Origin of the sequence: Neorhizobium alkalisoli (genome assembly GCF_007829835.1) — a bacterium.
Lineage (GTDB): Bacteria > Pseudomonadota > Alphaproteobacteria > Rhizobiales > Rhizobiaceae > Neorhizobium.
Window position 1 is genome coordinate 513,261 of record NZ_VIWP01000002.1, and the last position, 12,157, is coordinate 525,417.

At 61.8% G+C, this 12,157-nt stretch carries 16 protein-coding genes; all 16 read left to right on the forward strand.

Annotated features, from left to right (window positions below):
• Nucleotides 1–16 precede the first annotated feature (16 nt).
• The 16 genes from FHW37_RS08275 to FHW37_RS08350 all read left to right on the forward strand — a co-directional run bounded on the left by FHW37_RS08275 (nucleotide 17) and on the right by FHW37_RS08350 (nucleotide 12,156).
• Complete coding sequence (locus tag FHW37_RS08275) at nucleotides 17–313, forward strand: type II toxin-antitoxin system RelE/ParE family toxin (RefSeq protein ID WP_145634879.1); 297 nt, start codon at nucleotides 17–19, stop codon at nucleotides 311–313.
• A 14-nt stretch (nucleotides 314–327) separates the two neighbouring features.
• Nucleotides 328–612, forward strand: a complete 285-nt coding sequence (locus FHW37_RS08280) for an addiction module antidote protein (RefSeq protein ID WP_145634882.1) — start codon at nucleotides 328–330, stop codon at nucleotides 610–612.
• A 30-nt stretch (nucleotides 613–642) separates the two neighbouring features.
• Entirely contained in the window at nucleotides 643–921 is a 279-nt protein-coding gene (locus FHW37_RS08285) for a type II toxin-antitoxin system RelE/ParE family toxin (protein ID WP_145635996.1), read from the forward strand.
• 9 nt (nucleotides 922–930) lie between these two features.
• Nucleotides 931–1,239 carry a HigA family addiction module antitoxin gene (locus tag FHW37_RS08290; RefSeq protein ID WP_145634885.1) on the forward strand — a complete coding sequence of 103 codons (309 nt, stop codon included), beginning with the start codon at nucleotides 931–933 and terminating at the stop codon, nucleotides 1,237–1,239.
• A 2-nt stretch (nucleotides 1,240–1,241) separates the two neighbouring features.
• Nucleotides 1,242–1,670: an NUDIX hydrolase gene (locus FHW37_RS08295; RefSeq protein WP_145634888.1), complete on the forward strand. Its 429-nt coding sequence runs from the start codon at nucleotides 1,242–1,244 to the stop codon at nucleotides 1,668–1,670.
• Nucleotides 1,671–1,748: 78 nt separating this feature from the next.
• Nucleotides 1,749–2,195, forward strand: coding sequence for a TIGR02301 family protein (locus FHW37_RS08300; protein ID WP_145634890.1), 447 nt, complete (start codon nucleotides 1,749–1,751; stop codon nucleotides 2,193–2,195).
• Between the two features lie 101 nt (nucleotides 2,196–2,296).
• Entirely contained in the window at nucleotides 2,297–2,554 is a 258-nt protein-coding gene (locus tag FHW37_RS08305; RefSeq protein ID WP_145634893.1) for a hypothetical protein, read from the forward strand.
• A 39-nt stretch (nucleotides 2,555–2,593) separates the two neighbouring features.
• On the forward strand, nucleotides 2,594–3,391 hold the full coding sequence (locus tag FHW37_RS08310) for a hypothetical protein (protein WP_145634896.1): 798 nt from the start codon (nucleotides 2,594–2,596) through the stop codon (nucleotides 3,389–3,391).
• A gap of 177 nt (nucleotides 3,392–3,568) precedes the next feature.
• The gene (locus tag FHW37_RS08315; protein WP_145634898.1) at nucleotides 3,569–4,408 is read left to right on the forward strand and encodes a YgfZ/GcvT domain-containing protein; all 840 of its coding nucleotides are present in this window, start codon (nucleotides 3,569–3,571) and stop codon (nucleotides 4,406–4,408) included.
• Nucleotides 4,409–4,452: 44 nt separating this feature from the next.
• Entirely contained in the window at nucleotides 4,453–5,034 is a 582-nt protein-coding gene (locus FHW37_RS08320) for an HD domain-containing protein (protein ID WP_145635999.1), read from the forward strand.
• Nucleotides 5,031–5,555 (forward strand): tyrosine phosphatase family protein, encoded by a 525-nt coding sequence (locus FHW37_RS08325; RefSeq protein WP_145634900.1) that lies wholly within the window; start codon nucleotides 5,031–5,033, stop codon nucleotides 5,553–5,555. Before FHW37_RS08320 ends, FHW37_RS08325 begins: the two co-directional genes overlap by 4 nt.
• A 132-nt stretch (nucleotides 5,556–5,687) precedes the next feature.
• On the forward strand, nucleotides 5,688–6,506 hold the full coding sequence (locus tag FHW37_RS08330; RefSeq protein WP_145634903.1) for a mechanosensitive ion channel family protein: 819 nt from the start codon (nucleotides 5,688–5,690) through the stop codon (nucleotides 6,504–6,506).
• A 291-nt stretch (nucleotides 6,507–6,797) separates the two neighbouring features.
• Nucleotides 6,798–9,560 (forward strand): DUF2339 domain-containing protein, encoded by a 2,763-nt coding sequence (locus FHW37_RS08335; protein ID WP_145634906.1) that lies wholly within the window; start codon nucleotides 6,798–6,800, stop codon nucleotides 9,558–9,560.
• Nucleotides 9,557–10,207 (forward strand): HD domain-containing protein, encoded by a 651-nt coding sequence (locus FHW37_RS08340; RefSeq protein ID WP_186458189.1) that lies wholly within the window; start codon nucleotides 9,557–9,559, stop codon nucleotides 10,205–10,207. The genes FHW37_RS08335 and FHW37_RS08340 overlap by 4 nt, the downstream gene beginning before the upstream one ends.
• 37 nt (nucleotides 10,208–10,244) lie before the next feature.
• Nucleotides 10,245–11,093, forward strand: a complete 849-nt coding sequence (locus tag FHW37_RS08345; protein ID WP_145634908.1) for an MOSC domain-containing protein — start codon at nucleotides 10,245–10,247, stop codon at nucleotides 11,091–11,093.
• A gap of 166 nt (nucleotides 11,094–11,259) precedes the next feature.
• Nucleotides 11,260–12,156: a DMT family transporter gene (locus FHW37_RS08350; protein ID WP_145634911.1), complete on the forward strand. Its 897-nt coding sequence runs from the start codon at nucleotides 11,260–11,262 to the stop codon at nucleotides 12,154–12,156.
• Nucleotide 12,157 lies beyond the last annotated feature (1 nt).

The window sequence follows — 12,157 nt, forward strand, 5'->3', positions numbered from 1 at the left end:
TAAGCTACATTTCCATATGTTTGAGATCCTGGAAACCAAAATCTATGCGACATGGTTTTCCCGGCTGCGCGACGAGAGAGCCAAGGCCAGGATCAATGCGCGCATCTATCGCTTGTCGCGCGGCAATGCGGGCGATGTAAAGCCTGTTGGTGCCGGCATCAGCGAGATGCGGATCGATTACGGCCCCGGATACCGGCTTTATTTCATTCGGCGTGGAAAGACAGTGATCCTGCTTCTCTGCGGCGGGGACAAATCCAGCCAGTCGGCGGACATAACATTGGCCAAGGCGCTGGCGAACGAACTGGAGGCATGACGGTGGCGGTTGAAATGAAGAAGTGGGACATTGCCGAACATCTGGATAGCGATGAACGCATCGCACTCTTTCTGGAAGCCGTGTTCGAGGACGGCGATCCGGCAACGATCGCAGCCGCAATCGGCGACGTGGCGCGCGCACGCGGCATGAGCCAGGTCGCCAAGGATAGCGGCCTATCGCGCGAAAATCTCTATCGGGCACTGAGCGAAGACGGCAATCCGGAATTCGCAACCATCGTCAAAGTCATCAGGGCCATAGGGTATGATCTGACGATCGTACGGACTCCCGAGAAGGCTTGACGAAACGTAAGCTGAATGCTTACGTTTCTTATGATCAAGTCATTCAGGAACAAGGCTCTGGCTGCCCTGTTCGAAACCGGAAAGACTGGCAAGATTGACGCCAAGATGCACAAGCGCATTCTTGTGCGGCTGGACCGGCTTGATGTCGCGGAACGTCCCGAGGATATGAATCTGCCCGGATTTGATTTCCATTTGCTGCACGGCTTCGATCCAACGCGGTATACGATCCACGTCAACGGGCCTTGGTGCATCACATTCGAATTCGATGGCAAAGACGCGGCGCGCGTCGATTTCGAGCAATACCATTAGGAAAGATCGATGGCTGAGCAAGAAGTGAAACGACCCGTCGCACGTTGCCCGTCTCACCCCGGCGCATTGCTTGACGAGATCATTCCAGCGACCGGCAAGACCAAGGTGGAAATTGCCGAACTGCTCGGCATTTCGCGGCAGCAGCTTTATGACATCCTGCGGGAGCGCAAACCGGTCTCGCCCAACGTTGCGGCAAGGCTTGGAAAGATGTTCGGCGACGGCGCGGCTATCTGGCTGCGGATGCAGGCCGCTCATGACGCCTGGCATGCGGAGCGCGATGTCGATGTCAGCAAGATTCCGACGCTGACGGCTGCCTGACCATGTCCTCGCCAAAATCTGGATCCCCCCAAGCCGCATCCTCCGCCATTCTCGAACGGGACGGCCGGTTTCTGCTGATCCGGCGGATGAACCCGCCATCGGCCGATCTCTTTGCCTTTCCTGGCGGGCGGGCGGAGCCGGGAGAAACGCCACCGGAAACGGCGGTGCGGGAATTCTTCGAGGAAACGGGGATCGCCGTGCGCAATCCGGTCCTGTTCGCGACCTATGATCTCAATGGCGACAAGGACGATAAGCGGCATTTTTTCCTGTCGGTTTTCCGGGTCGAGGCCGATGAGGATATCGAGGCCGCGGCTGCCGATGATGCGGCCGATCCGGGCTGGTTTACGGTCGAGGAAATCCGCAATCTGCCGGTGCCGGCAAGCGTGCTGGAATGTGCCGAGAGGCTGGCCGCGGAGCTCGAAGGCCGTTAAAATAAAGCAACGAGTCAGGCTGGCAGAACAGGCTGGCGAGACATTTTGGCAGGACAGGCCGATACCCGAGAATCACCGATGATCCATCTATCGCGCCCCGCTGCCCTTCTTGTTTTCGCCGCGCTGACGGCGTTTTGCGCCTCCAGCCTGCCGCTTGGCGCAGCGCAGCCTGCCAAACCGGCAGCCGCACCCACCGCTCCGCCGCCTCCGGCCGAAGAAAAACCCGCACCTTATGATTCGCAGCTGACGCGGCTTGCCGAAGTGCTCGGTTCGATCAGCTATCTGCGGCAGCTCTGCGGTGCAGAGCAGGAGGATTGGCGGGCGATGATGGCAAAACTGCTCGATTCGGACACGGCCAACGAGCCGCGCCGTCGCGAGCGGTTGACGGCGGCCTTCAATCGCGGCTACCGGTCTTTTGCCGCGGTGCACACGACCTGCACCGATTCTGCGCGGGCTGCCGAGCAGCTGTACCGTAACGAAGGCGCAACACTTGCCGCAGAAATTGCAGGGCGGTTCGGAAATTAGGGTGTTATTTACCTCTTTTCGTCTGAGGCCGTGTCGTTTTGATAAAACGCTGCTAAACTTCTTAACGGGCTAGTAATCAATCGCGTACCGAGGAAGATCGAATGCAAACAGGCCGCAACGACATCGATGACATGATCGTCCACGAGAAGATGCAGGCTGCGCTGGAATATCAGAACGACGCGTGGGCCGACGGCCGCGCCGACGGTATCGAGCCTGAAATCATCGCCGACGCGGCAATCGCTTTCGCAATGCGGGAAACCATCCGCGTGCATGGCGAAACCGGAGCGGAAGCCCTGCTCGAATCCCTGCGCAGCCGTATGCTGGCCGGAGAGTTTTCGCCCGAACGCACCGTTCAGTAAGCGGATATGTCCAGGGTAAAGACGAACAGGGGTTTGCAGATGATGGCCGCCAAGCAGCCGATTTTTGCCCTGGCTCTGGCTGGCTTGATGGCTGGGACAGCCGTTGCGACGACGGCATCCTTCGCGGCGACCGGCTCTGCCTCTACGGCCGACCAGGGAAAGGCCGCGAGCGAATCGGATAGCAGCAAGACCATGGTGCAGCAGGCGCCTGAAAGCCCCGCAGCGCCTTCCTCTGCCTCCGATCAGCCCAAGAATCCGCTGACCGGCGCGCCGGCCCCCACCAGCCCGGCAGTTCCCGCCCAACCGAATTCAGGCCAGGCCGCTCCTGATCAATCCAATCCCGACGATGCTGCAGCGATCCTCGATGCTCCGTCCGGCGAGATCATCCGTGACATGTCGCAGCTTCCCGCCCCGGTGCGGCAGATGCGCGACAAGATCATCGAGGCGGCTGCCTCCGGCGACATCCAGCGCCTGCGCCCGCTCGTCAATATCGGGCCGAATCAGACCCTGGTCATGAATGCCGATTCGGATGATCCGGTCGAAATGCTGAAAAGCTTTGCCGGCGATGCGGACGGCCAGGAAATTCTTGCGATCTTCATCGACCTTCTGTCGACCGCAGCCGTCCGGCTCGAGGCGGGCAAGCAGGACGAGGTCTATGTCTGGCCTTATTTCGCCGGCACGCCGCTCTCCAGCCTGACGCCGCCCGAACGGGTCGAGCTGCTCAGGATCATCACCGCGGGTGACCTGCTCGGCATGGAAGAGACCGGTACTTATAATTTCTACCGGATCGGCATTTCGCCGGACGGGCAGTGGAAATTCGTGGCCGGCGGCGAATAAGGCCGGCCTTCCTTTCCAAACCTTATTTTCCGGCTCTCGTTGGTGCTTTCGGCACCGGCGTCTCTTTGCCGTGCCGAAAAATCGGCCAGTAGAGGCTATCGCCGGGGCATGCCAAACCCCTTGTCCGCCGCCGCCGAAAAGCCTACCTCAAGGCCTTCAACCTTGAACGGACCTGCCATGACCGCCGCCACTCTTCCCTCGCGCCATCTGATCCGCATCGGCGGCAAGGATGCCGGCGATTTTCTGCATTCGCTGATCACCACCGATGTCGATTCGCTGCCTGAAGGCGAAGCCCGGCCGGGCGCGCTTTTGACGCCGCAGGGAAAGATCCTGTTCGATTTCATTCTCTGGCGCGATGGCGACGGGTTTCTGATGGAAACCGACGAGAGCCAGCGCGACGGACTGATCCGCCGGCTCACCATGTACAAGCTACGGGCCGCGGTGGATATTTCGCCTGCAGGTGAAGGCGTGACCGTTTATTGGGGCGATGATGCCGGCCGTGGCACCGTCACCGATGCGGCCTTTGCAAAGGCGGGTGTGGCGCTCAGCCGCGCACCCGGCAAGGCGGCAGATGGTGGCGAAGAGGCCTATCAGGCTCTGCGCGTCGCCTCCGGCATTGCGACGTCAGGCGCTGATTTCGCGCTTCAGGATGCGTTTCCGCATGATGTCCTGCTTGATCGCACCGACGGGCTTTCGTTCCGCAAAGGGTGTTATGTCGGGCAGGAAGTCGTCTCCCGCATGCAGCATCGCGGCACCGCGCGCCGACGCGTGACACTGGTCGAGGCGGATGCCGATCTCCCCGCGACCGGAACGGAGATTGTTGCCGGCGGCAAGCCGGTTGGGGCACTCGGTTCCGTTTCGGGCAAAAGCGGTCTTGCGATCGTCAGGATCGATCGCGTGGCGGATGCCGCGGCAAGCGGCGTGCCGCTGACGGCCGGCGATATTGAAGTCCGAATCACCCTGCCCGCCTGGAGTGGGCTTACCTTCCCGGCAGAGAGCCAGGGAGCCGAATCGTGACGCCTGCCGCACCGGCGGCCTCTTCCGCACGGGCGTGGCAGCGCATGCTGTCCGGCCGCCGGCTCGACCTGCTCGATCCCTCGCCGCTCGATGTGGAAATTTCCGACATCGCCCATGGCCTTGCCCGCGTGGCCCGCTGGAATGGCCAGACGCGCGGCGACCATGCGTTTTCGGTTGCCCAGCACAGTCTCGTCGTCGAGGAAATCTTTCGCCGCTGCAATCCGGCCGCAACGCCGGACGCATTGCAGATGACCCTTCTGCACGATGCGCCGGAATATGTGATCGGCGACATGATCTCGCCCTTCAAGGCGGTGGTTGGCGGCGGCTACAAGACGGTGGAAATGCGGCTTGAGGCTGCCATCCACCTGCGTTTCGGGCTCGCTGCCCATCCGACCAAGGAATTGAAGGTGCTGATCAAGAAGGCCGATACGATCGCCGCCTATTTCGAGGCGGTGGAACTTGCCGGGTTTTCCGCCACCGAGGCGAAGAAGTTTTTCGGTCAGCCGCGCGACATCAGTGTCGACATGCTGACGATCGCGCCGATGCCGGTCCTGCAGGCGCAAGCGCTTTTCGTCGAACGTTTCGAGGCGATCGAGGCCCTCAGGACGGGCGCGGCAAAGGCATGAGCGCGATCATCGTCTGCCCGCTTGCCAGCATTGCAGAGATGGCCGTGCGGCATCGCGCCCGCGAAATGGTGAGCCTGATTGCCGAGAAGCAGGATTTTCATCGCCCAGGCGTGATCTCGGCCGAGCGCCATCTCAAACTGCAGATGAACGATATCGGTTTTGCCGGAACCGGCAACCTGATTGCACCGAGCGAAGCGCATGTGGAAAGCCTGATCGCCTTCGTGAAGGACTGGGACCAATCGTCGCCCCTCGTCGTCCATTGCTGGATGGGCGTGTCACGCTCACCGGCAGCGGCGCTGATTGCAGCGCTTTCGCTTTTTCCCGACGAGGACGATTTTGCGCTGTCCGCGAGGCTGCGTCAGGTGGCACCGCATGCGACGCCCAATACCCGCCTGATCGAGATCGGCGACCGGATTTTGGGCCGCGGAGGGCGGCTGGTGGCAGCGGTCAAAGGCATAGGCCGCGGCGCGGAAACCGATGGCAGAGCCTCCTTCGTGCTGCCGCTCAAAGCTCCCGTCTGAGCGTAAAAGTTGAGCCATACGAACAATTTAGCGCTACAAAAAATCGACCCGAAAAACCTTGACCTATCCGGCCTCTGCGCCAATTAAGGGCGGAATCAAAAGAAGCCTTAAAAACAAGGAGCGATCGGCCGCATGGAGCAGGCATCGGAATTCGTCGTCGCAACACGGGCAGCCCTGGCGCAACTCAGCGCGCTTGCGGTTCAATATTCCTTCTCCGTCGTCGGCGCCCTTGTCCTGCTTGTGATCGGCTGGCTGGCTGCAGGTGTGATGAGCCGTTGGGCGCATAACGGCCTGTCGCGCATCCACGGTATCGATGCGACACTGTCGCAATTCTTCTCCAACATCATCCGCTACGCCATTCTGGTTCTCGTCGTCGTCATGGTGCTCGGCCAGTTCGGCGTGCAGACGGCTTCGGTGCTGGCAGCACTCGGCGCGATCGGCCTTGCCGTCGGTCTGGCGCTGCAGGGTACGCTGCAGAATATCGCAGCTGGTATCATGCTTCTCGTGCTGCGCCCCTTCCGGGTCGGCGAAAGCATCGAAACGGGTAGCGTTACCGGCACCGTGGTCGATGTCGGCCTGTTTGCGACCGAGCTGCGCACGGCTGACGGCGTTTATCGCCTCGCTCCAAATTCGACGCTCTGGAACGTGCCGGTCACCAATTACAGCCGCCTGAAAACCCGCCGCCACGAGATTTCCGTCAGCATTCCGGCCGATGCCAATCTGGCAGAAGCGCAGACCAAACTGACTGCCGTGGCAACCGGCGACAACCGCGTGCAGAAAGATCCGGCGCCGAGCGCCTATGTTGCCGATTTCGATGCCGGCAGCACGAAGATGACCCTGCGCTACTGGACCAAGAGCCATGACTGGTGGAGTGCCAGCCGCGACCTGACCAAGGCGGTCAAGCTGGCCTTCGACCCGAAACCCGAGATTCCCAATCATCAGGGGGAGTAAAGTGCCGAACGGCCCCTCGCGGACCTGCCGCTTCCGAAAGCGGTAACGGGGCTTTCGACACCGACCTGATGCAAAGGATGCGCCGGTCTTTCAGCCTTTACGAGGGGCTGGGACCGGCGCTTTTATTTTTGCGGCTTTTCACTTGCTGCCCTCGCCCTCGCGATCCGTATTCCGTGACGAAAAGCCGGGATGGATGAAGGCCTGCCTTCCCTTCGCGGAACAATTGTATAATTTTGCCCGATCTTCCATCTGCCACCTCCCCTGACAAAGGGGCAAAGACGCGACGTGCCGATGATCGAACTGTTTCTCATTCTCCTGACCATTTTCCTGATCGCCTCGCAGCGAAAGCTGTCGAGCCGGGTGTCTTCGCTCGAGAAGGAACTCGCGGCCGTCAGGAAAGATCTTCAGAACAGCCCTACCGTCTTGGCGCAGGCTGGCGAGGCAGAAGAGACGAGCCCGGTTGCACGCGTCGATGGACCAGAAGCCGCAACGGCGGCCATGGCGGCGGACGCTGGCACAACGCAGAGCGATCTGCCGCCGGGCGAGACGAACAGTGCGCCGGAGCCATCCTTCACCTTCGACACATCTCCCGCTCGTGAAGGACTGACCCGCGAAAACCTCGAAAGTTATCTCGGGGCGCGCTGGCCGGTCTGGGTCGGCGGTGTGGCGCTGGCGCTGGGCGGCGTGTTTCTGGTGCGTTATTCGATCGAGGCCGGGCTTCTTGGCCCCGGCACGCGGCTGGCGCTCGCCGTCCTGTTCGGCCTCGTGCTGGCGGCGGCCGGTGAATTCATCCGGCGCCGCGGCATGCCGAACATGCCGCCAGCCTATAGCAATGCCTATAGCCATGCGATGATCCCCGGCGCGCTGACTGCCGCCGCGGCCGTAACGCTGATGGGAGCGGCCTATGCCGCCTATGGCATATATGGCTTCATCGGCCCGACGACGGCCTTCGGCCTGCTTGCGCTCGTCTCGTTTGCGACGATCGCGCTATCGCTTCTGCACGGTCAGGCCCTGGCCGGCCTTGGCCTGCTCGGCTCGATGGTGACGCCAGCACTGGTGGCGACCGGCCATCCTTATGCGCCGGGCCTGTTCACGTTCCTTGCCATCAGCTGGGCGGCGGTCAATGCCGCCTCGCGCAAGCCGCGCTGGACGGTGGTGCCGATGCTCGCCAATATCGGCATCGGCTTCTGGACCATCGCCTATACGCTGGGCGTCGGCATGTTCGATCCGCTGCCACCGGCGCTGACGCTGATCGTCATGCTGGCCGGGACGATCTTCTTCTGGCCGGGTGCCACCTATGGCGCCAAGCGGGCGGCAAAGCCCGGCTGGCCGGCACTTCTCAACCGGCCGCCTAAAAAGATAACCCTGTCGGCGGCGATCACCACCGTCTTCTCCGCCTTCGCCTTCCTGCTCGTTCCGACGCAGGCGAGTATCGATCCGCTCTTCGCTTCGGCTGCCGTTATCGCCGCGCTGGCGGCCTTCGGCGCAAGCCGCATCTATGCCGTCTGGCCGGCCCTGATCGCGGCTGCCGGCGCGGTCGGCATCATCAGCATGACGGCCTTCACCTGGCTCGACTATATCGCGCCGACGCCGATCGTCGGCAGCAACTCGCCGATCCTGACGTTTACCCACGAGATCGCCACCTTCCTGCTTCTCGGGGCAATATTCACCCTGCTCGGTGCTGCCTTCCTGCGCAAATTCCGTGCAACCGAAACCGAATTTTCGATCCTCTGGAGCGTGCTGATGTCGGGCGTGCCGGTGACGCTCGGTTTCATCAGCTTCCTGAATTTCGGCACGTTTTCGCGCGACTGGACGCATGGGCTCTACGGGCTGGCGCTCGGTTTCGTGCTGATCGGCCTTGCCGACTGGCTGTTCCGCACAAGCCCGGAAAAAGAAGGCAAGATCGACTGGCCGGCCAACCTCGCCGTCGCCGGCTCCTTCGCGGCGCTGACTCTTTCGCTGCATACGCTGACCAATGGCATCGTCACGACGATCCTCGTCTCGGCGCTCGGCTTTGCCTATCTGATGGCTGGCCGCATCCGCACCTGGCCGGCTCTGCCGTGGATGATGGCGGCGGCGACATTGGTCGTGTTCGGCCGGATCGCCTGGCAGCCGACGATCATCGGGCCGAACAGTCTCGGCACGACGCCGTTCTTCAACGCGCTCCTGCCCGGCTACGGTATCCCGACCCTGCTGGCGATCATCGCGGCCTTCCTTTTGCGCAATTCGCCTGATTTCCGGCTTCGCAATATCCTGCAGGCGCTTGCCTCGCTGGCAGCCCTGATGACGATCGCGGTTCTGGTGCGCCATGCGATGAATGGCGGCGTGCTGGATAGCCGGACGCCGACGCTTGGCGAACAATCGATCTACACGCTGGTGACGATCGGTTTCTCCGGCGTGCTGATGACACTCGACCTGAAAAGCCCGAGCCCCGTCTTCCGCTGGGGCTCGATGCTGGCCGGCGCGATCGCGACGCTCAATGTCCTGTCGCTGCATGTGTTTGCGCTCAACCCCTTCTTTAGCGGCGAGCGGACGGGTTCCTGGCCCTTCCTCAACCTGCTGCTGATCGGTTACCTCCTGCCGGCACTCGCCTATGGCCTCGTCGCCTATCTCGCCCGCACGCGGCGGCCTCCGCCCTATGTGGCGATGCTTGCCGTGGCCGGTGCAGTCCTCGGCTTCCTCTGGGCGACGCTTTCCGTGCGGCGTTTCTTCCAGGGCGAATATATCGCCTCCTGGAAAGGGTTTATGGAGGCCGAGACCTATGCCTATTCGGTCACCTGGCTTCTGATCGGCGTCGGGCTTCTGGTGCTCGGTTCGAGGCTCAACGCAAAAAGCCTGCGGCTTGCCTCGGCGGTGCTTGTCCTCGTCGCCGTGGTCAAGGTTTTCCTGATCGACATGTCGAACCTCGAAGGCATCTTGCGGGCGCTGTCCTTCATCGGGCTTGGCGGCGTGCTGATCGGGATCGGGCTTTTCTATCAGCGGATTCTGGTCAACAAGGGCGGCAAGACTGCCAATGCCGATTCCCGTCCTGATCCCAAGGAAGACACGCCTTGAATTCGAATATTGCTGCCGCCTTCACGCCCTTCGAAACACTTGCGGCACAGCTGATCCCGCATGCAACCGAAGGCGATGACGGGTCGCATGACATCGCCCATATCCTGCGCGTCTTCAAGAATGCCATGCGCATCCATGCGACCGAGGGCGGCGATGGCGAGGTGCTTGCCGCCGCCGTGCTGCTGCACGACTGCGTTTCGGTGGAAAAGAACTCGCCCCTGCGCAATCAGGCTTCAAGACTGGCAGCGGAAAAGGCGAGCGGTATTCTGGCTGGTCTCGGCTGGAGCGATGAGAAGATCGCGGCCGTCGCGCATGCCATCACCACCCACAGCTTCTCCGCCAATATCGCGCCCGAAACGCTGGAGGCGAAAATCCTGCAGGATGCCGATAGGCTGGATGCGATCGGCATGGTGGGTGCTGCGCGTTGCTTCTATATTGCCGGACGGATGGGCTCCGGTCTTTACGATCCTGCCGACCCGCTTGCAAAAGATCGGCCGCTGGACGACAAGGCTTTTGCCATCGACCATTTTCCGGTCAAGCTGTTCAAGCTGGCGGATGGTTTCCAGACGGCGACCGGCCGTGCATTTGCCACCGAACGCCATGAGCGGCTGAAGACGGTTCTCGATCTCTTCCTCGACGAGATCTGAGACCGAAGGCAGGACAGGTTTATCAGGGGGATATCTCATGCGTGTCAGCGAACTCAATTTCTACCCGCTGAAGAGCGGCCGCGGCATCGCCCTTCAGGAAGCCGAAATCGCGCCGGAAGGCATTCCCGGTGACCGCCGGATGATGCTGACCGATCCGTCCGGCCATTTCATCACCCAGCGCGAATTGCAGGCGCTGGCGCAGGTCGAGGTCACTCCGCAGGGCGAAAGTGTCAGGATCGCGATCGCCGGCAAGGGCGAAATCATCTCCGCCCTGCCGCCTGCCGACCGGCGGATGGATGTCGATGTCTGGAAATCGATCGTCAGCGCTGCCGTGGCCGATGACGAGACCAATGCGACGCTTTCCGGCTGGCTCGGCCGTGAGGTGCGTCTGGTGCATTTCGATGCCGTGGCGGAGCGGACGGCCAGCGCCGAATGGGCCGGCCCTGCCTCGCCCGTCACCTTTGCCGACGGTTATCAGGTTCTCGTCACCACGACCGGCTCGCTTGCCGGGCTCAATGCCAATATGAAGGCGCATGGCGAGGATGCGGTTGGCATGGAGCGGTTCCGGCCGAATATCGTGCTCGATCATGACGAGCCGTTTGCCGAGGACATGTGGGAAGGCATCGAGATCGCCGGCATCCGCTTCGATTTCGTCAAACCCTGCGCCCGCTGCATCATGACCACCCAGGATCAGGCAAGCGGATCGCGCGACGCTCCGAACCCGATGCCGGCCATGGGGCGTATCAGGATGTCGGCGGACAGGCGTGTGCCGGGCGTGCTTTTCGGCTGGAATGCCGTGCCGCGCAGCACGGGTCTCATCCGGATCGGCGACATGGCGACGGTGACCGGCGAACGCGATGCCTGGCCGCTCAAGCGCCGGGCCTGAATTATAGGATCCAGTCATCGAATTTTAGCGTGGAATTACACATTCCGCGGTGAGATCGGCTTGCATGACGGGCAGTCGGGAGGCAGGTTGTCAGACATCCCGCCTCCCATGCCTGAAGCGTGACCGCTATTGCGATCCGCGAACTACCGATGAAGAGACCTTGCGCATGATATCCCGGTCGACCGGCCTGCTTTTCGCCCTCATGGCGGTGACCATTTTTGCTATTCAGGACGGCATTTCCAAACATCTCGGAACCGCCTATCCGCCGATCTTCGTCACCATGATCCGTTACTGGGCCTTTGCCGGTTTCGTGCCCATTCTTTCGAGCCGGGCGCCAGGCGGGGTGAAGGGCACGGCCGTCTCGAATACGCTGTTCGTGCAGATCTGCCGTGGCGTTCTGCTGGTGGGGCAGATCGTCGTTTCGGTGTTTTCGTTTTCCCGAGTGGGACTTGCCGCCACCCATACGATCTTTGCCGCGACGCCGCTGATCGTTGCCTGTCTTTCCGTGCCGCTGCTGGGCGAAACCGTCGGCTGGCGGCGCTGGACTGCGATCGGCATCGGTTTCCTCGGCATCCTGATGATCGTCAATCCGCTGCATGCGACATTCGACTTCAAGATCATCGTGCCGATCCTCGGAACAACGATGTTTGCGCTCTATTCGGTGCTGACGCGGCTGGCAGGCCGCAGCGACAGACCGGAAACATCCTTCTTCTACACCGGCATGGCCGGCGCCGTGGCGATCACCTTCATCGGCCCGTTCTACTGGGCCAACATCACGTTCAGCGACTGGTTCTGGATGCTGATCCTCTGCATTACCGGCATGAGCGGCCATTATTTCCTGATCCGCGCCTATGCGGTGCTCGATGCAGTCGCAGTGCAGCCGATGTTCTATATCCAGTCGGTTCTGGTCTGCATTATCGGCGTTCTGCTGTTCGACGAGACGATGACGATCAACATGATCGCCGGCTGTGCCGTCGTCATCGGTGCCGGCGGCTTTACGCTCTGGCGCGAGGCGCGGCTGGGGAAAAGCCGCCCGCCGATCGAGCCGCCGGGCGCGCTCTAAA

Excerpts from the sequence above, each read along its gene's own strand:
- FHW37_RS08275 (WP_145634879.1), top strand. The coding sequence starts at position 17 with ATGTTTGAGATCCTGGAAACCAAAATCTATGCGACATGGTTTTCCCGG.
- FHW37_RS08280 (WP_145634882.1), top strand. The coding sequence starts at position 328 with ATGAAGAAGTGGGACATTGCCGAACATCTGGATAGCGATGAACGCATC.
- FHW37_RS08285 (WP_145635996.1), top strand. The coding sequence starts at position 643 with ATGATCAAGTCATTCAGGAACAAGGCTCTGGCTGCCCTGTTCGAAACC.
- FHW37_RS08290 (WP_145634885.1), top strand. The coding sequence starts at position 931 with ATGGCTGAGCAAGAAGTGAAACGACCCGTCGCACGTTGCCCGTCTCAC.
- FHW37_RS08295 (WP_145634888.1), top strand. The coding sequence starts at position 1,242 with ATGTCCTCGCCAAAATCTGGATCCCCCCAAGCCGCATCCTCCGCCATT.
- FHW37_RS08300 (WP_145634890.1), top strand. The coding sequence starts at position 1,749 with ATGATCCATCTATCGCGCCCCGCTGCCCTTCTTGTTTTCGCCGCGCTG.
- FHW37_RS08305 (WP_145634893.1), top strand. The coding sequence starts at position 2,297 with ATGCAAACAGGCCGCAACGACATCGATGACATGATCGTCCACGAGAAG.
- FHW37_RS08310 (WP_145634896.1), top strand. The coding sequence starts at position 2,594 with ATGATGGCCGCCAAGCAGCCGATTTTTGCCCTGGCTCTGGCTGGCTTG.
- FHW37_RS08315 (WP_145634898.1), top strand. The coding sequence starts at position 3,569 with ATGACCGCCGCCACTCTTCCCTCGCGCCATCTGATCCGCATCGGCGGC.
- FHW37_RS08320 (WP_145635999.1), top strand. The coding sequence starts at position 4,453 with ATGCTGTCCGGCCGCCGGCTCGACCTGCTCGATCCCTCGCCGCTCGAT.
- FHW37_RS08325 (WP_145634900.1), top strand. The coding sequence starts at position 5,031 with ATGAGCGCGATCATCGTCTGCCCGCTTGCCAGCATTGCAGAGATGGCC.
- FHW37_RS08330 (WP_145634903.1), top strand. The coding sequence starts at position 5,688 with ATGGAGCAGGCATCGGAATTCGTCGTCGCAACACGGGCAGCCCTGGCG.
- FHW37_RS08335 (WP_145634906.1), top strand. The coding sequence starts at position 6,798 with ATGATCGAACTGTTTCTCATTCTCCTGACCATTTTCCTGATCGCCTCG.
- FHW37_RS08345 (WP_145634908.1), top strand. The coding sequence starts at position 10,245 with ATGCGTGTCAGCGAACTCAATTTCTACCCGCTGAAGAGCGGCCGCGGC.
- FHW37_RS08350 (WP_145634911.1), top strand. The coding sequence starts at position 11,260 with ATGATATCCCGGTCGACCGGCCTGCTTTTCGCCCTCATGGCGGTGACC.